This is a genomic window from Schaalia naturae (assembly GCF_042665795.1).
GTDB lineage: Bacteria > Actinomycetota > Actinomycetes > Actinomycetales > Actinomycetaceae > Pauljensenia > Pauljensenia naturae.
Genome location: NZ_JBHTEF010000001.1, coordinates 1,825,596 through 1,845,697, shown reverse-complemented (window position 1 = coordinate 1,845,697; position 20,102 = coordinate 1,825,596). Strand labels below are relative to the sequence as shown.

24 protein-coding genes are annotated in these 20,102 nt (G+C 71.9%); all 24 read left to right on the top strand.

Features of this window, described 5'->3' with window-relative positions:
• Positions 1 to 8 precede the first annotated feature (8 nt).
• The 24 genes from ACFQWG_RS08245 to ACFQWG_RS08130 all read left to right on the top strand — a co-directional run bounded on the left by ACFQWG_RS08245 (position 9) and on the right by ACFQWG_RS08130 (position 19,897).
• Positions 9 to 476, top strand: a complete 468-nt coding sequence (locus ACFQWG_RS08245) for a flagellar hook capping FlgD N-terminal domain-containing protein (protein ID WP_380974224.1) — start codon at positions 9 to 11, stop codon at positions 474 to 476.
• Positions 477 to 544: 68 nt separating this feature from the next.
• The gene (locus ACFQWG_RS08240) at positions 545 to 1,723 is read left to right on the top strand and encodes a flagellar hook protein FlgE (protein WP_380974221.1); all 1,179 of its coding nucleotides are present in this window, start codon (positions 545 to 547) and stop codon (positions 1,721 to 1,723) included.
• Positions 1,724 to 1,887: 164 nt separating this feature from the next.
• Positions 1,888 to 2,169 (top strand): flagellar FlbD family protein, encoded by a 282-nt coding sequence (locus ACFQWG_RS08235; protein WP_380974218.1) that lies wholly within the window; start codon positions 1,888 to 1,890, stop codon positions 2,167 to 2,169.
• Positions 2,170 to 2,171: 2 nt separating this feature from the next.
• Positions 2,172 to 2,951 (top strand): motility protein A, encoded by a 780-nt coding sequence (locus tag ACFQWG_RS08230; RefSeq protein ID WP_380974215.1) that lies wholly within the window; start codon positions 2,172 to 2,174, stop codon positions 2,949 to 2,951.
• Positions 2,948 to 3,829 carry a flagellar motor protein MotB gene (locus ACFQWG_RS08225; protein WP_380974212.1) on the top strand — a complete coding sequence of 294 codons (882 nt, stop codon included), beginning with the start codon at positions 2,948 to 2,950 and terminating at the stop codon, positions 3,827 to 3,829. The genes ACFQWG_RS08230 and ACFQWG_RS08225 overlap by 4 nt, the downstream gene beginning before the upstream one ends.
• A 3-nt stretch (positions 3,830 to 3,832) precedes the next feature.
• On the top strand, positions 3,833 to 4,342 hold the full coding sequence (locus tag ACFQWG_RS08220; RefSeq protein WP_380974209.1) for a flagellar basal body-associated FliL family protein: 510 nt from the start codon (positions 3,833 to 3,835) through the stop codon (positions 4,340 to 4,342).
• A gap of 32 nt (positions 4,343 to 4,374) precedes the next feature.
• Entirely contained in the window at positions 4,375 to 5,367 is a 993-nt protein-coding gene (locus ACFQWG_RS08215; protein WP_380974206.1) for a flagellar motor switch protein FliM, read from the top strand.
• Positions 5,368 to 5,653: 286 nt separating this feature from the next.
• A complete protein-coding gene (gene fliN / locus ACFQWG_RS08210; protein WP_380974204.1) occupies positions 5,654 to 6,037 on the top strand; it encodes a flagellar motor switch protein FliN in 384 nt (127 codons plus the stop codon).
• A complete protein-coding gene (gene fliO / locus ACFQWG_RS08205) occupies positions 6,034 to 6,507 on the top strand; it encodes a flagellar biosynthetic protein FliO (protein ID WP_380974201.1) in 474 nt (157 codons plus the stop codon). Before fliN ends, fliO begins: the two co-directional genes overlap by 4 nt.
• The gene (fliP, locus tag ACFQWG_RS08200) at positions 6,504 to 7,337 is read left to right on the top strand and encodes a flagellar type III secretion system pore protein FliP (RefSeq protein ID WP_380974198.1); all 834 of its coding nucleotides are present in this window, start codon (positions 6,504 to 6,506) and stop codon (positions 7,335 to 7,337) included. Before fliO ends, fliP begins: the two co-directional genes overlap by 4 nt.
• On the top strand, positions 7,337 to 7,609 hold the full coding sequence (locus ACFQWG_RS08195; protein WP_380974195.1) for a flagellar biosynthetic protein FliQ: 273 nt from the start codon (positions 7,337 to 7,339) through the stop codon (positions 7,607 to 7,609). Before fliP ends, ACFQWG_RS08195 begins: the two co-directional genes overlap by 1 nt.
• 2 nt (positions 7,610 to 7,611) lie before the next feature.
• Positions 7,612 to 8,352, top strand: coding sequence for a flagellar biosynthetic protein FliR (locus tag ACFQWG_RS08190; protein ID WP_380974192.1), 741 nt, complete (start codon positions 7,612 to 7,614; stop codon positions 8,350 to 8,352).
• Positions 8,349 to 9,455 carry an EscU/YscU/HrcU family type III secretion system export apparatus switch protein gene (locus ACFQWG_RS08185; protein ID WP_380974189.1) on the top strand — a complete coding sequence of 369 codons (1,107 nt, stop codon included), beginning with the start codon at positions 8,349 to 8,351 and terminating at the stop codon, positions 9,453 to 9,455. Before ACFQWG_RS08190 ends, ACFQWG_RS08185 begins: the two co-directional genes overlap by 4 nt.
• A complete protein-coding gene (gene flhA / locus ACFQWG_RS08180; RefSeq protein WP_380974186.1) occupies positions 9,452 to 11,536 on the top strand; it encodes a flagellar biosynthesis protein FlhA in 2,085 nt (694 codons plus the stop codon). Before ACFQWG_RS08185 ends, flhA begins: the two co-directional genes overlap by 4 nt.
• Before the next feature lie 9 nt (positions 11,537 to 11,545).
• Positions 11,546 to 11,785: a carbon storage regulator gene (locus ACFQWG_RS08175; RefSeq protein ID WP_291496571.1), complete on the top strand. Its 240-nt coding sequence runs from the start codon at positions 11,546 to 11,548 to the stop codon at positions 11,783 to 11,785.
• Positions 11,786 to 11,930: 145 nt separating this feature from the next.
• Positions 11,931 to 14,117 (top strand): chemotaxis protein CheW, encoded by a 2,187-nt coding sequence (locus tag ACFQWG_RS08170; protein WP_380974183.1) that lies wholly within the window; start codon positions 11,931 to 11,933, stop codon positions 14,115 to 14,117.
• A gap of 1 nt (position 14,118) precedes the next feature.
• The gene (locus tag ACFQWG_RS08165; RefSeq protein WP_380974180.1) at positions 14,119 to 14,538 is read left to right on the top strand and encodes a chemotaxis protein CheW; all 420 of its coding nucleotides are present in this window, start codon (positions 14,119 to 14,121) and stop codon (positions 14,536 to 14,538) included.
• A 35-nt stretch (positions 14,539 to 14,573) separates the two neighbouring features.
• Positions 14,574 to 16,253 (top strand): methyl-accepting chemotaxis protein, encoded by a 1,680-nt coding sequence (locus tag ACFQWG_RS08160; protein ID WP_380974177.1) that lies wholly within the window; start codon positions 14,574 to 14,576, stop codon positions 16,251 to 16,253.
• 1 nt (position 16,254) lies between these two features.
• On the top strand, positions 16,255 to 17,346 hold the full coding sequence (gene cheB, locus ACFQWG_RS08155; RefSeq protein WP_380974174.1) for a chemotaxis-specific protein-glutamate methyltransferase CheB: 1,092 nt from the start codon (positions 16,255 to 16,257) through the stop codon (positions 17,344 to 17,346).
• Positions 17,343 to 18,161 (top strand): CheR family methyltransferase, encoded by an 819-nt coding sequence (locus tag ACFQWG_RS08150; protein ID WP_380974171.1) that lies wholly within the window; start codon positions 17,343 to 17,345, stop codon positions 18,159 to 18,161. The genes cheB and ACFQWG_RS08150 overlap by 4 nt, the downstream gene beginning before the upstream one ends.
• Complete coding sequence (locus tag ACFQWG_RS08145) at positions 18,158 to 18,550, top strand: response regulator (RefSeq protein ID WP_380974168.1); 393 nt, start codon at positions 18,158 to 18,160, stop codon at positions 18,548 to 18,550. The genes ACFQWG_RS08150 and ACFQWG_RS08145 overlap by 4 nt, the downstream gene beginning before the upstream one ends.
• Entirely contained in the window at positions 18,547 to 19,047 is a 501-nt protein-coding gene (locus tag ACFQWG_RS08140) for a chemotaxis protein CheX (RefSeq protein ID WP_380974165.1), read from the top strand. The genes ACFQWG_RS08145 and ACFQWG_RS08140 overlap by 4 nt, the downstream gene beginning before the upstream one ends.
• Positions 19,044 to 19,403 (top strand): response regulator, encoded by a 360-nt coding sequence (locus tag ACFQWG_RS08135; RefSeq protein ID WP_380974162.1) that lies wholly within the window; start codon positions 19,044 to 19,046, stop codon positions 19,401 to 19,403. Before ACFQWG_RS08140 ends, ACFQWG_RS08135 begins: the two co-directional genes overlap by 4 nt.
• Positions 19,400 to 19,897 (top strand): hypothetical protein, encoded by a 498-nt coding sequence (locus ACFQWG_RS08130; RefSeq protein WP_380974159.1) that lies wholly within the window; start codon positions 19,400 to 19,402, stop codon positions 19,895 to 19,897. Before ACFQWG_RS08135 ends, ACFQWG_RS08130 begins: the two co-directional genes overlap by 4 nt.
• Positions 19,898 to 20,102 lie beyond the last annotated feature (205 nt).

Sequence of the window (20,102 nt, the reverse complement as noted above, 5' to 3'; positions counted from 1 at the left end):
GGAGCACCATGACCACCACCGTCACCGGCCTACCGGCCGACTACTCGGCCGCCCAGGCCGCTTCCGCGGCGTCGACCTCCGCCTCCGGGTTGGACAAGGACGACTTCCTCCAACTGCTCGTGACCTCGCTGCAGTACCAGGACCCGACCGAGCCCATGACGACGAGCGAGCTGATGCAGCAGTCCACCCAGCTGTCCTCCATGGAGCAGCTCCAGGAGCTGACCACCCTCGCGGGGCAGTCCTTCTCGCTGCAGGTCCAGGGCGTCGCGCTGGACCTGGTCGGCACCACCGTCGAGTACCTCGCCCAGAACGGGTCCAGGGCCACCGGGGTCGTCTCCTCGGTGGACTTCTCCGGCACGGCGCCGATGCTCGTCATCGACGGCACGAAGGTGGGGCTGGGCGACGTCGCGACCGTCACCCCCGCCTCGTCGTCCCCGACGACGCCCACCCCCACGCCCGCCGAGGGAACCGACTGACCCTCTCGCCCCACGCACACCATCCCCGCGGGCCGGACGCCCGCCACCGCCACCACGAAGGAACCCACATGCTGCGCTCACTGACCACCGCGGTCTCCGGACTGCGCGCCCACCAGACCATGCTGGACGTCACCGGCAACAACATCGCCAATGTCAACACCATCGGATTCAAGGCCTCACGCGCCATCTTCGAGTCCACGCTCTCCGAGATGCTCCAGGACCCCTCGGCCGGGGGGAACGGCAACGGGGGCACGAACCCGTCACAGGTCGGCCTGGGCACCCGCGTCGCCGCCGTCAGCACCGATCTGTCCCAGGGGGCGACGCAGGTCACCTCCCGGGACCTGGACATGATGATCGACGGCGACGGCTACTTCATCGTGCGGTCGGGCGGCGAGCAGCTCTACACGCGCAACGGCGCCTTCGGCCTGGACGGCAACGGCAACCTGGTCACCTCGACCGGGGCCATCGTCCAGGGGTGGACCGCCGTCAACGGGCGGGTCGACACGAACGGGGCGATCGGCGGGCTGTCGCTCCCCCTGTCGGCGACACGGCCCGCCAGCCAGACCACCAGCGCCGTCGTCAGCGGCAACGTCCCCTCCGATGGGACCGAGACGCTCGTGCGGACCATCGACGTCTACGACGCGGTGGGCAAGGCCTCGACCCTCACCCTCACCTTCACTCCCACTCTCGACGCCTCCGGGGCCAACACCGGCTGGACGGTGAGCGCCAACGGCCTGCCCGCCGAGGACCTCGCCTTCGACGCGGACACGGGGGCGCTCACCGGCCCGCAGACCCTGACCGCGGGCGCCATCACAGTGGACCTGAGCCAGCTCACCGGCTTCGCGAAGCTGTCCACAGCGGAGATCTCCAGCCAGAACGGCATGGCCGCGGGCCGGCTGACGTCGTTCTCGCTCCACTCCGACGGCAGCCTGGTGGGCGTCTTCTCGAATGGGGAGGAGCAGGCGGTCGGCCAGCTGGCCCTGGCCTCCTTCGGCAACGCCGGCGGCCTGGAGGACGCGGGATCCTCGATGATGAGGGCCTCCGCGAACTCCGGCGCCGCCCAGATCGGCGTGGCGGACACCGGCAGCCGCGGCTCCCTGACGGGCCGCGCGCTGGAGGGGTCGAACGTCGACCTCTCCCAGGAGTTCACGAACATGATCATCGCCCAGCGGGGATTCCAGGCGAACTCCCGCGTCGTCACCACCTCCGACCAGGTCCTGGAGGAACTGGTCAACCTCGTGAGGTGAGCGCGCGCGACCCCGGGGCGCTCCCGGCCCCGGGGGCCGCGGCGTTCCGGGGCCGGGCCCCCGGCGGGCGGTCCGCCCCCGGACTTCCTCAAGCGAGAGCCTCTCCGGCCGATGTGAACGGTGCAGGGTCCACGGATGGACCCCGAGACAGGAATGGACTCACCGTGATCATCGTCACCAGGCTGTCTGGACAGAAGATGGCCGTCAACTCCGAGCTCATCGAGCGCATCGAGTGCACGCCCGACACCATCCTCGTGATGGTCGACGGGAGTCGGCACATCGTGTCGGAGACGATCGAGGAGACGGTCGACCTCATCTGCGATTTCCGGGCGCGCGTGATCTCGCGCGCCCTGGACCTCCCCGCACCCGAACCCTGCCCCCGAGGCCGTGGACAGGACGCCCTCCGATTGGTGTCCGTGTCGGACTCGAGCCTTGGAGACGCCTGACGATGAAGATGGATCCTTCCGGCATTCTCGGTACCGTCCTCGCGCTCGGCGCCGTCATGGCGCTGATGCTCGTGGAGGGCACGGGGGTCTCCGCGATCTTCCTGCCCGGCCCGATGATCATCGTGTTCGCCGGGACCATCGGAGCGGGCATCGCGGGATCCACCTTCAACGACGTCAAGCTGGCCGTCTCCAACGTGCCCCGCGCCCTCATGGGCCGGGTCCCCTCCCCGGAGCCCATCATCGCGGTCCTCGTCTCCCTGGCCGAGAGGGCCCGCAAGGAAGGGCTCCTGGCGCTCGAGGACGCAATGCGGGAGATCGAGGACCCGTTCCTCCGCCGCGGCCTGGGGGCGGCGATCGACGGGACGGATGCGGAGGACCTGCGGGAGCTGCTCGACAACGAGATCGCCTCCGCGCGCGAGACGGGCCGCTGCGCCGCCGGCTTCTTCCAGGCGTTGGGCGGGTACGCCCCGACCATCGGGATCATCGGGACGGTCGTGTCCCTGGTCCATGTCCTGGAGAACCTCACCGACGTGGCCTCCCTGGGGCCGATGATCGCCAGCGCCTTCGTCGCCACCCTGTGGGGCGTCCTCAGCGCGAACATGATCTGGCTGCCGCTGGCCAGCCGGATGCGCCGGCTCTCCTCGATCGCGTGCGACCAGATGGAGCTGACGATGGAGGGGGTCCTCGCCCTGCAGGCCGGGGCCAACCCCCGCATGGTCGGCGAGAGACTGCACTCCATGCTCCCGGGCGGCGGCGCCCGCGCCGAGGAGCAGGCGGCATGAGGAGCGGGTCCGCGAGACGACGGGCGAAGGGCGCCGAGGAGGAGCCGGACGTCACCGAACGTTGGACCGTCAGCTACATGGACATGGTCACCGTCATGATGTGCCTGTTCATCGTCCTGTTCGCCATCAGCCAGGTCGACCAGGACCGCCTGCAGACGCTGGCCGACTCCCTGGGCGCGGCCCTGGGCTCGGAGGCCTCCAAGGTCACGGTGGTGACCGGCGGGGACGGGGTCCTCACCGACCAGGCGCCCTCCGAGGGCGAGGGCCTGGACAGCTCCCCGGGCATCACGGGCGTCGAGGACGCCGACAAGGCGCAGGAGAACGCGCAGAAGAAGACGGAGGAGGAGACGCGCGCGGAGGCCCAGGACGAGGTCGACGAGATGGGCCGGCTCCGCTCGGCCCTCCAGAGCGACCTGGCCGCCTCCGGCCTGGCCGACGCCGTGTCCTTCACGATGACCGAGCACGGGCTGGTCATCGGGCTGGTCACCCAGGACGTCTTCTTCGAGGCGCGCAGCGCCGAACTGTCCGAGACGACGCAGCAGGTCGTCGACGTGGTGGCCAGGCGGCTGGCCGGGCTCGACAACGACCTCGTCATCGAGGGGTACGCGAACACATACCAGGACACCCAGCCCTATCCCACGAACTGGGAGCTCTCCGCGGACCGCTCCGTCAAGGTGCTGCGCCGGATGGTCGAGGCCGACGGCGTCGACCCGGCGCGGATCAGCGCCGCGGCCTTCGGCGACGCCCACCCCGTGGCGGACCCGAAGGCGGATCCGGTGGCCGCCAACAGGCGGGTGGACATCGTCGTGGAGACGAAGGCGAGCGCCGCCGTGCGCGAGGAGATCGCGAAGATCCTGGCGTCGGCGGGAGAGGAGTGACGAATGCCTGATCGCAGAATCGTCGGGTCCGCGGGAGCGCGGATCCCGCGCGCGTCCGTCCAGGCGCAGCCCCCGCCCCCCCAGGAGACGCGGGGCGGCGGACGCGGCGTGAGGATCGTGCCCGTCCTGGCGGGGGTGCTGGTCGTCGTCGCGCTGGCGCTGGCCGCAGCCGTCTTCCTCCTGGCGCGCGGGGACCAGGCCGCCCAGTCCGGGGATCCGGGCGCCCCCGCCGAGGGCGCGGTGGTCGCCGTCGAACCGGTCAGCGTCAACCTGGCCGACGGCCACTACCTCCGCGTCGGGTTCTCGATGCAGATGACGGCCGAGGCGGGCGACGGCGTCGACACCGCGCGCGCCCAGGACACCGTGATCGCCCTCTACTCGGGGCGCAAGGCGGAGGACCTGGCGGACGGGGACCAGCGCGAGCAGCTCCGAGGGGAGCTCGTCCGGCAGCTGTCCGAGGCCTACGGCGGCGACGTCATGGAGGTGTACTTCACGGACTTCGTCACGCAGTGAGGGGAGGTGAGCGGGCCGCCTGACGGCGGGTCATGGCTCGCCGGCGGACGCCGGCGAGCGTTTCCGCGCGGAATCCTCAACGCCGCGCCCGCCCGGCCGATAGGGAGAGGGTGACGCTCCCTTCGACGCAGCACGCGCAGGGTCGGCGGCCGCCGGTTCCCTATGACTTCCGGCAGCCGATGACGCTGCCACGCGAGTACTCCCGCGTCCTGGAGATGGCGTTCGAGACCTTCTCCAGGCACTGGGCGACGCAGATGGTGGCGAGCCTGCGCACCACCGTCCAGGTCCGCTTCGAGACGCTGGAGATGCGGTCCTACGACGAGTACATCTCCTCGCTCCCGCAGGTGACCACGCTGCTCGTCTGCGGCATCGAGGGCGGTCGGCGCACCGCGCTGGTCGAGTTCCCCCTGGGCTCCGCCCTGGAATGGATCGACCGGATGCTCGGCGGGCGCGGGACGCCCGGCGCGGTGGACGACCGCGAGCTCACCGACATCGAGGGCGAGCTCGTCGGGCTGCTGATGGGCCGGGCGCTCAAGGATCTCGGCTACTCCTTCTCGACCCTCCTCGCCCTGGACGCGACGATCAAGTCCATCCAGTACGCGCCGCAGATGGTGCAGGCGGCAGCCGCATCGGCACCCGTGCTGGTCGCCCGCTTCACCATCGACGTCGACGGGCGCGAGTGCGCGGCCTCCGTCATGCTGCCCGCCGAGGGCGTCACCGCGGCGCTGCGCGAGAACCAGGCCGCCGAGGAGCCCGAGGAGGACGAGGAGCTCAGGAGCCAGCGCGAGGCCCTGGACCGGACCGCGCAGGAGATCCCGGTGGAGGTCTCCGTCCGCTTCCGGCCCAAGCGCGTCCACGCCCGCGAGCTCACCGCCCTGCGGGCGGGCGACCTCATCGCGCTCCAGCAGGCCGCGTCGGAGCCGCTGGAGGTCGTGGTCGGCGACAAGCTGCTCGCCCACGCGGCGCCCGGTTCGGAGGGGCCGCGCCTGGCCGCACTCATCGTCACCGTCAAGGAGAACTCATGACGACCACGACCGATTCCGCCGCCTCCCAGCTGGCGGTCCTCCTGCCCTCCCGGACGCCGCTGACGGCCCGGCCCGCGGGGCTCGCGGACCGCCCCGTCGAGGGAGCGCGCGCCTGGCGGGCCAGCTACGTCGGGGCGGAGGGGCTCGACATCGTCCTGGCCGTCGCGCCGGACGTGCTCGAGGCCCTCTCGGGCCTGGACCGGGCGACCGTGGCCGACGCGCTCGCCTCCGTCATCGAGGGCGCGGTCCGCGACTCCGGGCCCGGGTCCTCGGGCCCGTCGAGGAGATGCCCATCGAGCAGATCACCCCGGGGGACTCCGACGCCTACGTCCTGGAGGCCGAGTGCGCCCCCCACGCCTGGTTCTGGGCGCGCCGGCACCACGGGCCCACCCAGGCGCCGTCCGCGCCCCTGCCGGCCGGATCGATGAAGGTCCTCTACGACGTCGAGCTCTCCCTCACCGTGGAGATCGGGCGGACCCGCCTGCTCATGCGCGACGTCATGAACCTCGTGCCCGGCGCCGTCCTGGAACTGGACCGCAGCGCCGGCAGCCCCGCCGACATCCTGGTCAACGGCCGCATCATCGCGCGCGGCGAGGTGGTCGTCGTCGACGAGGACTACGCGGTGCGCGTCACGGAGATCCTCTCGCCGGAGGGGGAGGACGCCCCGTGAGAGACGATCTCCTGCTGGGACTGCGAGTGATCGTGTCCCTGCTGGTCGTCGTCGCACTGATCTGGCTGGCCGCCCGCAGGCTCCAGTCCTCGCGCCGCGGCGAGGCGCCCGACATGCGGGTCGTGGCCCGGCTGCCCCTGACCCGCCGGTCCTCCCTCGCCCTGGTCGAGGTCGAGGGCCGTCGCCTGCTCCTCGGCGTCGGCGACGCCGGCGTCTCGCTGGTGTCCGAGCTCGGGGCGGACGCCGACTGGGACCGCGCCCTCGCGAGCGCCTCGCAGCCGCCGATGGCGCCCTCGTCGCCGGAGGAGCCGCCCCGCCCGCCCGCAGCGCCGGCTCCGGGGGCGTCCCGTCTGCCGGCACCGGTCCACGAGAGCGCGCTGAGCGGCTCCGTGCTCTCGTCCACGACCTGGAAGCAGGCGTGGACCGCATTGTCGTCCGCCTCGGCCCCCTCCGGGAGACACCGGGCATGAGCGCGCGCCGGAGCCGACGGGACGATCCGGCGGAGGCCGCCGCGAGGACCCGCCGGCACCTGCGCCGGCTCGCGCTCCTGGCCATCGTCCTCGGCGGGCTGTGCCTCGTGTCCGTGCGCGCGGCCCTGGCCGTCCCCGCGGACCCCACTCCGCCCGCGGATCCGACGCCGCCGACCGTGAGCGTCGACATCAACGGCGTCGCGGGCTCGCCGTCCACGACCCTGGTCGTCCTGGCCGCCACCACGGTGCTGGCGGTCGCGCCCTCGCTGATCCTCATGATGACGAGCTTCACGAAGATCTTCGTCGTGCTCTCCCTGACCCGCAACGCGCTGGGACTGCAGGGGGTCCCCCCGAACCAGGTGATGGCGGGACTGGCGCTGTTCCTCTCCCTGTTCATCATGGCGCCGGTGCTCTCCGACATCAACGACGCGGCGATCCAGCCCTACCTCTCGGGGGCGGTGCCTTTCTCCGACGCGCTGACGGCGGCCGTGGGGCCCCTCCACGACTTCATGACCGCCCACACGCGCCAGGAGGACATCGCCCTGCTCACCCGCGCCGCCGGGATCGCCAACCCCGCGACGCCGGCCGACGTCGGCATGCAGACGCTGGTGCCCGCCTTCATGCTCTCCGAGCTGCGCGCCGCCTTCATCATCGGTTTCGTCATCTACGTGCCGTTCCTCGTCATCGACCTCGTGGTCGCCTCGGTCCTCATGTCGATGGGCATGATGATGCTGCCGCCCGTCATGATCTCCCTGCCCTTCAAGATCCTCCTGTTCGTCCTGGTGGACGGCTGGTCCCTCATCATCACGAACCTGGTGGCGAGCTACTGATGACGACCTCGGACGTGATGGACATCGCCGCGCAGGCGCTCACGCTCGCCTCGAAGCTGGCCCTCCCGATCCTGGTGACGGCGCTCGCGGTCGGCCTCCTGATCTCGCTGCTGCAGTCCCTCACGCAGGTCCAGGACGTCACCCTGACCTTCGTCCCCAAGCTCATCGCCGTCGGCGTCGTGATCGTCCTGGCCGGCGACTGGATGCTGACACAGCTCGTGTCCTCCACCCAGCTGCTGTTCAGCCGGATCCCGGACCTGCTGGGAGGGTGAGGATGGACGTTGTCGCCGCCCTCACGCCCTTCGCGCTCGTCTGCGCGAGGACCACGGCGTTCGTGTTCACCGCGCCGCCCTTCGCCCACGGGGGCATCCCCATGACCGTCAAGACGATGCTGGCGGTGCTCCTCGCCGTGTGCCTGGCCCCAGGGCAGACGGCGCCCGACGGCGCGTTCGAGCTGGTGACCGGCGTGGTCACGGAGGTCGGCATCGGAGCGGGCATGGGGCTGCTGGCCTCGACGGTGCTCTCCGCGGTGCAGAGCGCGGGGCACATCATCGACCTGGAGGGCGGGTTCCAGCTGGGCGAGGCCTTCGACCCGCTGACCTCCGCCTCGAGCGGCCCCTACGCGCGTTTCTACCAGATGCTCGCCACCGTCCTGCTCTTCGCCTCCAACGGCTACCAGATGCTGCTCCTCGGTTTCGCGCGCAGCTTCGCGGCGGTGCCCCCCGGCGCGGCGCTGGAGGTGCGGGGGCTGAGCGACGCCCTCTCGCGGGAGGTCCCGCAGCTCCTCCTCGCCGCCATCCAGATCGCCGGCCCGCTGGTCGCCGTGCTCTTCCTCGCGGATCTCGGGCTCGGTCTGCTCACCCGGGTGGCGCCCTCCCTCAACGCCTTCGCGATGGGCTTCCCCCTCAAGATCCTGCTCACCCTCGTCCTGGGCGTCGTCGCGCTGGTCGCTCTGCCCTCCGTCGTCTCCGCCCTCGCCTCCCGCGCCGTCGACCTCATCCTGGGGCAGCCATGAGCGAGGGCGGGCAGGAGCGCACCGAGGACGCGACCCCGGAGCACATGAAGAAGGTCCACTCCGAGGGCAGGCTCGGCAAGTCCCAGGACCTCCAGACATGGGCCGGCGTCGGCGCCGCCGCCGCGATGCTGCCGGGCGTCCTCACGCACCTGCACAACGCCGTCCTCACCATCGTCGGCTCGATCGGGCCGCTCATCCGAGACCCCGATCCGCGGGAGGCGGTGAGGGCGCTCGCCCGGGCCATGGGGGAGGTCCCGGGGATCCTGCTGCCCGCCCTGCTGGTCGTCGCCGTGACGGCCGTCGTGGTCTCCGCGGCCCAGGGCGGCGTGCACGCCGCCGCGAAACGGGTGCGGCCGCAGCTCAAGCGCGTCAGCCCGCTGTCGGGGTTCCGGCGCGTCTTCGGCCTGTCCGCCCTGTGGAAGGGCGTGACCGACCTGCTCAAGACCGTCGTCATCGGAATGGTCCTGTACGCCGCGGCGTCCTCGATGATCCCCCTGATCCGGAGCTCGGGACTGCTCACCCTGCGCCAGCTGCTCGCCGTCGCCCAGGACCACGTCACCACGCTCATGTGGTCCGCCGTCATCGCGGGCATCGTGGTGGCGGCGGCGGACGTGGTCGTCGTCATGCGCCGCAACAAGAAGCAGTCGCGCATGACGAAACGCGAGGTCAAGGACGAGTACCGCAACTCCGAGGGCGACCCCGCCGTCAAACAGGAGATCCGCTCCCGGCAACGGGCGCTCAGCCGGAACCGCATGATCGCCGAGGTCGCGAACGCCGATGTCGTGGTCGTCAACCCCACGCACCTGGCCGTCGCCCTGCGCTACCGGCGGGGGGAGGGACCGCCCCGGGTGGTCGCCCGGGGGAAGGGGGCCATCGCCGAGCGCATCAAGGCGCAAGCCGCGGAGCACCATGTGCCCGTCGTCGAGGACATCCCCCTGGCGCGCGCCCTCGTCGCCTCCTGCGCGGTGGGATCCGTGATCCCGCCCGACCTCTACACCGACGTGGCCCGCGTCCTCGCCTTCGTCATGGCCCTGCGCCGGAGGGGCGCCTCGGCGGGCACCCACCGCATGCCGACATCCACCACCCAGGAGGAACACCGGTGACACGCAATGTACGGATCCAGCAGGTCGCCACGCCCATCGGCGTGGTCGCGATCGTGTTCCTACTGGTGGTGCCGATCCCCGCTGCGCTCCTGGACGTCCTGCTCGCGCTGAACATCTCGCTGACGATCCTCGTGCTGCTCACGACCATGGCGATCCGCAAGCCCCTGGACTTCTCGGTGTTCCCCTCCCTGGTCCTGGTCTTCACCCTGTTCCGCCTGGGGCTCAACGTCGCCTCGACCCGGCTGGTCCTGCGCGACGCCTACGCGGGGGAGGTGATCTCCGCGTTCGGCCATTTCGTCGTGGGCGGGTCGATCGTCATCGGGCTCGTCATCTTCCTCATCCTGGTCGTCATCCAGTTCGTCGTGGTCACCAACGGAGCGGGACGCTCCGCAGAGGTGGGGGCCCGCTTCACGCTGGACGCCATGCCGGGCAAGCAGATGGCCATCGACGCGGACCTGAACTCGGGGCTCATCGACGAGAGGGAGGCGCGCCGGCGCCGCGCCGAGGTCGCCGCGGAGGCCGACTTCTACGGGGCGATGGACGGCGGATCGAAGTTCGTCAAGGGCGACGCGATCGCCGGCATCGTCATCACGCTGATCAACCTCATCGGCGGGTTCGTCATCGGCATGGTCCAGAAGGGCATGAGCGCCTCCGACGCCCTGGAGACCTATTCGATGCTGACGATCGGGGACGGGCTGGTCACCCAGATCCCCGCGCTGCTGATGTCCGTGTCCACCGGGCTGGTGGTGACGCGCGCCTCGGCGGACGAGGACATGGGCACGGCCGCGGCGCGCCAGATCACCCAGTCGCGCACCGCGATGACGATCGCCGGCGCGGCGGCCCTGGTGATCGCCATCATCCCGGGGATCCCCAGGTTGCCCTTCATCGTCGTCGGGGCGCTCCTGCTCGGCGGCGCCCAGATCGCCGGGCGCCGGGACCGGCAGGAGGCCGCGGAGGGCCGGGAGCCCGCCCCTGCGGCGGCGCCCTCGCCCGAGCAGGCCGCGCAGGCGCTGGTGGAGGAGATGGGCGTGCGGCCCCTGGAGGTGCTGCTGGCGCCCGACCTGGTGCCGCTCGTGCGCGGCGACGCGGACAACGACCTCCTGGGACGCATCCGCCTGCTGCGGAGGAAGGTCGCTCTGGACCTCGGGCTCGTCATGCCGCCGGTGCGCACCCGGGATTCGGTTGACCTCCCGCCCTCGACCTACGTCATCCACCTGCACGGGGTGGAGGCCGCCCGCGGCGAGGCGCCTCCCGGCCGCGTGCTGGCGCTGGGGGAGGGGCTGGGCCACATGCCGGGGACCCCGGTGGTCGAGCCGGTCTTCGGCCTGCCCGGACGTTGGATCCCCCAGGAGCTCGGACACGTGGCGGAGGCCTCCGGGGCGACCGTGGTGGACCGCGTCTCCCTGGTGGTCACCCACCTGTCGTCGGTCGTGACCGACCACGCCGCCTCCCTACTCTCCCGGGAGGACGTGCGCGTGCGCAACGAGCGGCTCAAGGAGGACGACCCCTCGCTCGTCGAGGAGCTCGTGCCCGCCGTCCTCGGCCTCGGCGACATCCAGCGGGTGCTCCAGGCCCTGCTCGAGGAGCAGGTCCCGGTGCGCGACCTCGGGCGGATCTACGAGGCCCTGTCGATGCGCGCGAAGACCGGCACCGCCACGGAGGATCTTGCGGAGGCGGCCAGGCTGGCCCTGGGCGACGTCATCGTCTCGCGTTGCACGGACGGCGGCGTCCTGCGCGTCCTCACCTTGGACCCGCCCAGCGAGCAGCTGATGGTCGAGGGCCTGCGCACGCGGGAGGGCGGATCGCAGATCTCGCTGCCCCCGGACCAGATCGAGGCCCTCATGGCGTCCCTGCGGAGCAGCGTCGCCTCGGTGGAGGAGCAGGGCCATCAGGCGGCCCTCGTGTGCTCGCCCACGATCCGCCCGGCACTGCGGCGCCTCACGGTGCTGGCGGCCCCCCATCTCCCGGTGCTGTCCTACGCGGAGGTCGCGACCACGCGCGTGCCGATCGACACGGCGGGAGTGGTGGGGATCCACGCGCAGCAGGTGTCGGGGGGCGCGCCGGCGCCCGAGCGCGAATAGGATCGCGGAGTGCTGGTACTGAGTCGCCGCGAGGGCGAGAAGGTCATGATCGGCGACGACGTGGTCGTCACCGTGGTCGCGGTGCGCGGTGACACGGTGCGGCTGGGGATCGAGGCTCCCCGCGACGTTCCCGTCAACCGTCCCGAGGCCCGCGAGGCCGTGGCCCGGGCCAACGGCGCCTCGGTCCGCTTCGACGACGCCGCAGTGGAGTCGCTGCGGCGCCTCCACCCGGGCTCTCCGCGCCGCTGAGGCCTCTCCGGCGGTGGCGCTGCTCCTCTCCGGCATGTGATCCCGCAGGTGGGCGGGCGCTCACGCGGCGACAACCGGGGAATCCTCACAATCGCGGTCCCCCCGCCGATTCTCCGGCTGGGCACAGGAGGTGCCAGCAGGAGCCATGGAGGGTGGACCGGTGGACGACACCGACGACATGGGCGACATCGTCGCCGACTTCCTGGTCGAGAGTTACGAGAACCTCGATCAGCTGGATCAGGATCTGGTCGCGCTCGAGACGGACCCGTCCTCGCGCGACCTGCTGTCGGGGATCTTCCGCACGGTCCACACCATCAAGGGCACGGCCGGCTTCCTGGGCCTCGGCCACCTCGAGCACCTCGCCCACACCGGCGAGAGCCTGCTGGCCGAGCTGCGCGACGGCGAACGCGCGATGGACCGCGTGACGGCCGACGCCCTGCTGCTCCTGGTCGACCGGCTGCGCGGGATGCTCGCCTCGATCGAGCGCGGACGCGGGGACGGCATCGACGCCGCCGACGCGCTCGCGGCCATCGAGGCGATCCGCTCGAGCGGCGCGATCCCGCCACCCGAGAAGAGGCCGGCGCCCGGGGACACCGCCCCGCCCCCTGTCGCCGGCCATCGCGCGGGAGCGGCGGACGAGGCGGGCGAGGACTCCACGCACAGCATCGCGGAGAGCTCCGTGCGGGTCGACGTCGGGCTGCTCGACTCCCTGATGCGCGAGGTCGGCGAGCTCGTCCTCGTGCGCAACCAGATCGACCGGCTCTCCCGGGACGACGCGGACCCGGAGGTCCAGCGCGCGGTCCAGCGGCTGAACCTCATCGCCGGGGAGTTGCAGGAGGGCGTCATGCGCACGCGCATGCAGCCCATCGAGCACGTGTGGTCGGCGATGCCTCGGTTGATCCGGGACCTGTCCCGGACGCTGGACCGCGAGGTCGGACTCGTCATGGAGGGCGGGGACACCGAGCTCGACCGGGGGCTGCTGGAGGCCGTCAAGGACCCCCTGACCCACCTGGTCCGCAATGCGGTCGACCATGGCATCGAGCCTCCCGGAGACCGGGCGGCGGCGGGGAAGCCGAGGAAGGGGACGGTCACGCTGCGGGCCTTCCACGCCGGTGGGCAGGTGGTCGTCGAGATCTCCGACGACGGACGGGGCATCGATCCCGACGCCGTCGGGCGGGCCGCCGTCGCGCGCGGACTGCGCACCGAGGGACAGGTGCGGTCCATGGGCACGTCCGAGCTCTTCGGCCTGCTCTTCGAGCCCGGGTTCTCCACGGCCGAGAAGGTCACCAACATCTCGGGGCGCGGCGTCGGCATGGACGTCGTGCGCTCCAAGGTCGAGGGGATCGGCGGGTCGGTCGACGTCGAGTCCGTCATCGGGGCGGGCACGACGTGGCGGATGCGGATCCCGCTGACGCTGGCCATCATGCCGGCCCTGACCGTGGAGTGCGGTGGCGAGGTCTTCGCCATCGCCCAGGTGAACCTTCTCGAACTGGTCGCCATCCGCTCGGGCGAGGAGGGCCCCCGCATCGAGTGGGTCGGGGACGCCCCCGTCTTCCGCCTGCGCGGGTCCCTGCTGCCTCTGGTCCCCCTGGCGGACGTCCTGGGCCTCGACCCGGGCGAGGGCGATCTGGTCATCGCCGTCATGCAGGTCGATGACGAGCGTTTCGGGCTCATGGTCGACCGGGTGCTGAACACGGAGGAGATCGTCGTCAAGGCCCTGTCCTCTCGGGTCAAGCAGCTCGGGCTGTTCTCCGGCGCGACCGTGCTGGGGGACGGGACCGTGGCGCTGATCCTCGACCTCCAGGCGGTCGCCCGCCAGGCGCTGGGAACGGACACGGGCGATCTCGTGCGCACACGGTCCCCGCAGACGGCTCCGCCGGAGGCCGCGGAGACGCGGCTCGAGCGCCTCCTGGTCGTCGGGGCCGCCGGCGGGCGCCGGGTCGGAGTGCCGTTGGAGGTCGTGACCCGCCTGGAGCGCCTGCCCGCCGACAGCGTGGAGAGGGTCGGCAGCCGCGAGGTCCTCCAATACCGCGGGGCGCTGGTCCCGCTGGTCCGCCTCGACGACGTCCTGGGGACGGGGTCGGCCGGGGACGCCGACGACCTGCCCGTGGTCGTCGTGGCCACCGGCCGCGGAGGGAGCCTCGCCCTCGCCGTCGACCAGATCCTCGACGTCGTCGACCACGATCCCTCCGAGCGATCCGAGGTGCGCGACACCGCCCTGGTGGCATCGACCGTCATCGACGGCCAGGTCACCGAGCTCCTCGACCTCCCCGCGCTGATCCGCTCGGCGGAGCCGGTCCAGGCGTTCGACCTCGAGAGGATGGGAGCCTGAGATGACCGCCACCTTCGTCACCTTCGAGGTCGGGGACCACACCTGGGGCCTCGAGGTCCACGCGGTCAGGGAGGTCCTCCCGGTCCACGCCACGACCCGGGTCCCGCGGGCCGACGAGACGATCGCCGGGCTCGTCAACCTCCGCGGGCAGGTCGTGCTCTCCCTGGACCTGCGCACCCGGCTCGGCATCCCGGGGGAGCGGACCCCGGCCGAGCAGATGATGATCGTCGTCGACCGCGCCGCGGAGCCCATCTCCCTGGTCGTCGACCGTATCGGGGAGGTCGTCGAGGTCGGGGACGCCGACTTCGACGACCCGCCGAGAACCCTGGGAGCCGAGCTCCGGCCCTTCGTGCTCGGGGCGTACAAGCTGACGGACAGGCTGCTGCTGGCGCTTGACGTCGACGCCGTGACCTCCCGCTGAAACACACTCTCGCAATCCACGAATCGAGTCCCGACATGACCGCTGTCACCGCCGCATCCACCACCTCCGCGCCCCCGGCACCGGGGCCCGACCCCTCTGGCCCGCCCGATCCCGGCGCATCCGCGGACGGGGACCGCCAGCGCCGGTTCCGCACCGAGGACATCGCCGTGAGCACGAAGATGATCCTGACGATCGTCGTCTCGATCGTCGTCGTCGCCATCGTGTGCGCCCTGTCCATCGTGCGCATCAGCTCGCTCAGCGGTTCCATCGCGAACCTTGAGGACCGGGCGATCACCCCGCAGACCTACCTGCTCAACACCCAGCGTTGGTTCCAGGCCAGCCGCTCGCGGGTCCTGGAGTACGGCATGGTCGGGGAGTCGGAGCGCGAGGACGTCACCCAAGAGCGCAAGGACTACGACGCGAAGACCCAGGAGAACATCGACGCCTTCGCGCCCTACGCCCTCGACGCGGACGCCTACGAGGCGCTCAAGGACGGATTCTCCGACTACCAGCGGGCCGCGGACGCCATCGAGACCGCGGCGGACCGCGGCTCGGACGCCTACCACGCCGCCTACGTCTCCCAGGTGCGCGACCTCGTCACCCAGATCGGGGACAACGTGCAGACCCTCGAGGACAAGGTCATCCAGCAGGCCGGCGCGGACACCGCCAGCGCCCGCGCCGAGTCCGCCACCTCGCGGTGGATGATGGTCGGCATCGCGCTGGCGGGCACCGTCCTCGTCCTCATCATCGTCGGCACGACGATGCGCCAGATCTCGGGGCACCTCCGGATGCTGCGGGCCGCCGTCGACCGCATCGGAGGCGGCGACCTGCGCACGCCGGTCGACCTCAGGACGCGCGACGAGCTCGGCCAGGTCGCCGCGTCCCTCGAGATCGCCCGGGGCCACCTGCGGAACATGACCGCGCAACTGGCCGAGCTGATCCACAACGTCTCCTCCTCGGCGGAGGAGCTGGCCGCCGCGAACCACCAGGCGGTGGCCGGGTCGCAGGCCGTCACCGCCGACGCGGGCGCCGTCGCCTCGGCGACCGAGCAGATCACCTCGACGATCCAGTCGGTGGCCGCCGGCGCGGAGGAGATGAGCGCCTCGATCCGGGAGATCGCGAAGAGCGCCAGCGACGCGGCCCAGGTCGCCACCTCTGCCGCAGAGAAGGCCGAGCAGACGAACACGCAGGTGGCGCGCCTCGGGGAGTCCTCCCAAGAGATCGGAGACGTCGTCAAGGTCATCACCTCGATCGCGGAGCAGACGAACCTCCTGGCGCTCAACGCGACGATCGAGGCGGCCCGCGCCGGCGAGGCGGGCAAGGGGTTCGCGGTGGTGGCCGGCGAGGTCAAGGACCTCGCCCAGGAGACCGCCAAGGCCACGAAGGACATCGCGGGCCGCGTGACGGCCATCCAGAACGACACGGTCACCGCCGTGGACGCCATCGGCGAGATCTCGCACACCGTCCAGGAGATCAACGACCTCCAGATGACGATCGCCTCCGCCGTCGAGGAGCAGACCGCCACGACGAACGAGATGTCCCGCAGCGTGACCGAGGTGGCCTCGGGCTCCGGCGAGATCGCGACGAGCGTCGAGAAGGTGGCGACGAACGCCGCGGAGGCCACGGAGGCTCTCGGGCAGTCGGCAGACGCCCTGGCGGAGCTCGCCCGCATGGCCGGCGAGTCCAACCAGACGATCTCCCGGTTCAAGTTCTGACGTGGGGGAGACCAGGACTTCGGGCCGCGGGGCGGACGCCTCCGCCCCGCGGCCGATCCGGGCGCTCGTCGTCGACGACTCGGTCGTCGTGCGGCGCCTGCTCGTCCGCACGCTGAACGACGACCCCCTCATCGAGGTCGCGGGGACCGCCGCCAACGGACGGATCGCGATCGAGCGGGCCCGCAGCCTGCACCCCGACGTCGTCACGATGGACGTCGAGATGCCCGTGATGGACGGGATCGAGGCCGTGCGCGCGTTGCGCGCCGAGGGCCTGCGCATGCCGATCATCATGTTCTCCACGCTCACCGAGCGCGGCGCGACGGCGACGTTGGACGCCCTCGCCGCAGGCGCCAGCGACTACGTGGCGAAGCCCACCGGGACGGGCAGCCTGGAGGAGTCGCTGCGGCGGGTGTCCTCCCAGCTGCTTCCCCGCATCCACGGGCTGGTCCGCAGGCGAGGCCCGCGCCAGGCGCGTCCGGCGACGCGCCTGGCCCCGCCGCCCGCCGTCGCCGTGCCCCGCCTCATCGTCATCGGGTCCTCGACGGGCGGGCCCAACGCCTTGTCGACCGTCGTCGCGGCGCTCGAGCGCCCGCTCCCCGTGCCGGTCCTCGTGGTCCAGCACATGCCGCCGGTCTTCACCCGGCAGTTCGCCGAGCGCCTCGACGGGCTCGGACCAGCGAGGGTCGTCGAGGCGGGCGCGGGCGAGGCCCTGCGGGCCGGGACGATCCACATCGCTCCGGGCGGGCGCCATATGGCGGTCGTGAGCCGCGGCGGTGCCCTGGAGGCGGGCCTGAGTGACGACCCGCCCGTGAACTACGTGCGCCCCTCCGTCGACGTGCTCTTCGACTCGGCGGTGGCCGCCGTCGGCGGCGCGGTGCTGGGCGTCGTCCTCACCGGCATGGGGTCCGACGGGCTGGAGGGGTGCCGCCGCATCGTGAAGGCCGGCGGATCCGTCCTCGTCCAGGACGAGGAGACGTCCGTCGTGTGGGGGATGCCGGGCGCGGTGGCCCGCGCCGGGCTGGCCCGGGCCGTGCTCCCCCTGGGCGCCGTCGCCGCCGCCGTCGGGCGCCGGGCATCGGGGGCCGGCGAATGAGCGTGTCCCCGCAGTCCTTCGCCTTCGTCAGCGACCTCGTGCGGACCCGGAGCGCGATCCAGCTGCCCCCCGGCAAGGAGTACCTGGTGGAGAACCGCCTGCTGCCGGTGGCGCGGTCCGCGGGGTTCACCGGGCCGGCCGCCATCGATGAGTTCGTGCGCCACGCGCCGGGGGACCCGGCGGCCCTGGAGCGGATCGTCGAGGCCCTCACCACCAACGAGACATCGTGGTTCCGCGACCGCGTCCCCTTCGACACGCTGCGAGAGACGGTGCTGCCGGCCGTGACGTCGGGCGGGCCGGGACCGGGGATCCGGATCTGGTCGGCCGCCTGCTCGACCGGGCAGGAGCCGTACAGCGTCGCGATGACCCTGGCCGAGACCGGGATCCGGGACTTCTCGATCCTCGCCACCGACCTGTCGGGCGAAGTGCTCGACCGGGCTCGCGCGGGCGTGTACTCCCAGCTGGAGGTCAACCGGGGCCTGCCCGCCGCCCTGCTGGTGCGCTACTTCTCGCGGGAGGGGTCCCGGTGGAGGATCGACATCCCCATGCGGTCGAGCGTCACCTTCATGCGGCACAACCTCCTTGATCAGCCCCCGCAGTGGGGGCCGTTCGACGTCGTGTTCCTGCGCAACGTCCTCATCTACTTCGACTCGCCCACGAAGACGGCGATCCTGCGCAAGATCGCACGGGTCGTGCGCCCGGGCGGCTTCCTGTTCCTCGGCTCGGCGGAGGCCCCGTGGGGCGCGGAGCCGCTGTGGCATCGGGTCGGGACCGCCGCCGGCCCGGTCTACCAGCTCTCAGGAGATCGATCATGAAGGCACTCGTCATCGACGACTCGCGTGTCATGCGCCGCATCGTCGGCGGCCAACTGCGTGGGCTCGGGTTCTCCGTGGTGGAGGCGGGGAACGGCCAGGAGGCCATGGAGGTCCTGGCTGAGCAGGACGAGGGCGGGGCCGTGGACCTGGCCTGCGTCGACTGGAACATGCCGGTCATGGACGGGCTGTCCTTCGTGACGGCTGTCCGCGCCCGCAAGGAGTGGCGCGGCGTCACCCTGATGATGGTGACGACCGAGTCGGAGCGCGACCAGATCGTGCGGGCGCTCGCCGCGGGCGCGCACGAGTACCTCATCAAACCGTTCACGCCCGACGCGCTGCGCGACAAGCTCGCGCTGCTCGGGCTCTTGCCGGACGAGGAGCCGCTGTGAGCAGAGGGGCCGCCATGGACACGGGATCGCCCAGCGAGGAGCAGCAGGTGCTGGGTATCGCCCAGGACCTGTTCGCCGCCATGGTGGACGGGGGGACGGACGGCCTGGGGTCCTGGGCCGGGCCCATGCCGGGTCTGGAGGACCCGTTGCACGCCTGGGTGGATGCCATCGGGGAGGCGGGCACGCGGACGCTGGTCTCGGCCGGGGAGGGGACCTGCCGGGAACTCGCGCGGCGGCTGCTGGGGCTGGGCGACGCCGACCCGCTGGAGCAGGAGGACCTCCTCGACGCGATGCGGGAGGTGGCGAACATCATCGGGGGCAACGTGAAGTCCCTCATGCCGGGGGCGGGCAGGCTCACGCCTCCGGGCGCGGACACGGCGCCCCCTCCCGGGCGCGGGTCCCGGCGGCTGGAGGTCCGGCTCCGGTGGCGCGGCGCCCCGATCCTCGTGAGCCTGTGGAGTCTGACCGATGACGAGACGGAGGAGCGGAACCGATGAGAGTGCTCGTGGCGGATGACAGCCGGGTGATGCGCAGGATCGTGGCGAGGACGCTGCGCCAAGCGGGCTACGACTGGGAGGTCCTGGAGGCGGAGGACGGGGTCCAGGCGCGCGACCTGGCGATGGCGGAGCAGCCCGACCTGGTGCTCTCCGACTGGAACATGCCCAATCTGAGCGGCATCGAGATGCTGCGCAGCCTGCGCCGGGCGGGCTGCGACGTGCCGGTGGCCCTCGTGACCTCCGAGGGCTCGCCCCAGATGCGGGAGCTCGCGCGGCACGAGGGCGCGCTGTTCCTCATCGCGAAGCCCTTCACCGCTGAGCAGTTCCGCGCCGAGATCGAGCAGGTGCTCGAGTGATCGGGCCCGAGACGCGCCTGCCGGAGGCGAAGGCCGTGCGCGACCTGCTCATCGGGACCGCCGGGCGCGACGTCAGCCTGACTGTGGACGGCGAGGGTCTGGACCCCGACGCTCCCGGCGGAGCCGTCGTCGCCGAGTACGTGACCGATCTGGGCCACAGCGTCGCCCTCATCGCCCTGGACCTCCCGCTGGCCGCCCATCTGGGGGCGGCCCTGGGCCTGGTGCCGCCCGCCGTCTCCCAGGAGGCGGTGCGCGACGGCTACCTGTCCGACGATCTGCTGGACAACGCCTACGAGGTGCTCAACATCGCGGGCTCCCTGTTCAACGTCGGCGACGCGCCCCACGTGCGCCTCATCGAGGGCCTCTACGACACGTCCAGCGCCCCGCTGCCCGCGGAGATCGACCGCTGGCTGCGCGGGTACGTCCCCCGGCTGGACGCGGCGTGCGAGGTGCGGGGCTACGGGGCGGGGCGCCTCTCGGTCCTCCTGCGCTGAGTCCTCCCCGGCGGCGACGCCCTCGTGAATCCGCCCACAAAGCGGGACCCGCCTTGCCGGGGGGAGCGGGCGAGCATATCATGTGTATTTGCGCCTGATTGTGCCCGAGGTGACCTGTACCCACACGCCGAAACCCGCGCTGAGCGTGACGGACAGTGTCAGATAGGGGCCGCAGGCTGCCCAGCGCATCACGAATCGCAGGGAA

Coding starts and splice junctions, on each gene's coding strand:
- ACFQWG_RS08170 (WP_380974183.1), top strand. CDS start 11,931: ATGGAGGGTGGACCGGTGGACGACACCGACGACATGGGCGACATCGTC.
- ACFQWG_RS08245 (WP_380974224.1), top strand. CDS start 9: ATGACCACCACCGTCACCGGCCTACCGGCCGACTACTCGGCCGCCCAG.
- ACFQWG_RS08145 (WP_380974168.1), top strand. CDS start 18,158: ATGAAGGCACTCGTCATCGACGACTCGCGTGTCATGCGCCGCATCGTC.
- ACFQWG_RS08190 (WP_380974192.1), top strand. CDS start 7,612: ATGGACGTTGTCGCCGCCCTCACGCCCTTCGCGCTCGTCTGCGCGAGG.
- fliP (WP_380974198.1), top strand. CDS start 6,504: ATGAGCGCGCGCCGGAGCCGACGGGACGATCCGGCGGAGGCCGCCGCG.
- ACFQWG_RS08150 (WP_380974171.1), top strand. CDS start 17,343: ATGAGCGTGTCCCCGCAGTCCTTCGCCTTCGTCAGCGACCTCGTGCGG.
- ACFQWG_RS08195 (WP_380974195.1), top strand. CDS start 7,337: ATGACGACCTCGGACGTGATGGACATCGCCGCGCAGGCGCTCACGCTC.
- ACFQWG_RS08240 (WP_380974221.1), top strand. CDS start 545: ATGCTGCGCTCACTGACCACCGCGGTCTCCGGACTGCGCGCCCACCAG.
- ACFQWG_RS08165 (WP_380974180.1), top strand. CDS start 14,119: ATGACCGCCACCTTCGTCACCTTCGAGGTCGGGGACCACACCTGGGGC.
- ACFQWG_RS08215 (WP_380974206.1), top strand. CDS start 4,375: ATGGCTCGCCGGCGGACGCCGGCGAGCGTTTCCGCGCGGAATCCTCAA.
- ACFQWG_RS08230 (WP_380974215.1), top strand. CDS start 2,172: ATGAAGATGGATCCTTCCGGCATTCTCGGTACCGTCCTCGCGCTCGGC.
- ACFQWG_RS08225 (WP_380974212.1), top strand. CDS start 2,948: ATGAGGAGCGGGTCCGCGAGACGACGGGCGAAGGGCGCCGAGGAGGAG.
- ACFQWG_RS08220 (WP_380974209.1), top strand. CDS start 3,833: ATGCCTGATCGCAGAATCGTCGGGTCCGCGGGAGCGCGGATCCCGCGC.
- ACFQWG_RS08185 (WP_380974189.1), top strand. CDS start 8,349: ATGAGCGAGGGCGGGCAGGAGCGCACCGAGGACGCGACCCCGGAGCAC.
- ACFQWG_RS08160 (WP_380974177.1), top strand. CDS start 14,574: ATGACCGCTGTCACCGCCGCATCCACCACCTCCGCGCCCCCGGCACCG.
- ACFQWG_RS08135 (WP_380974162.1), top strand. CDS start 19,044: ATGAGAGTGCTCGTGGCGGATGACAGCCGGGTGATGCGCAGGATCGTG.
- fliN (WP_380974204.1), top strand. CDS start 5,654: ATGCCCATCGAGCAGATCACCCCGGGGGACTCCGACGCCTACGTCCTG.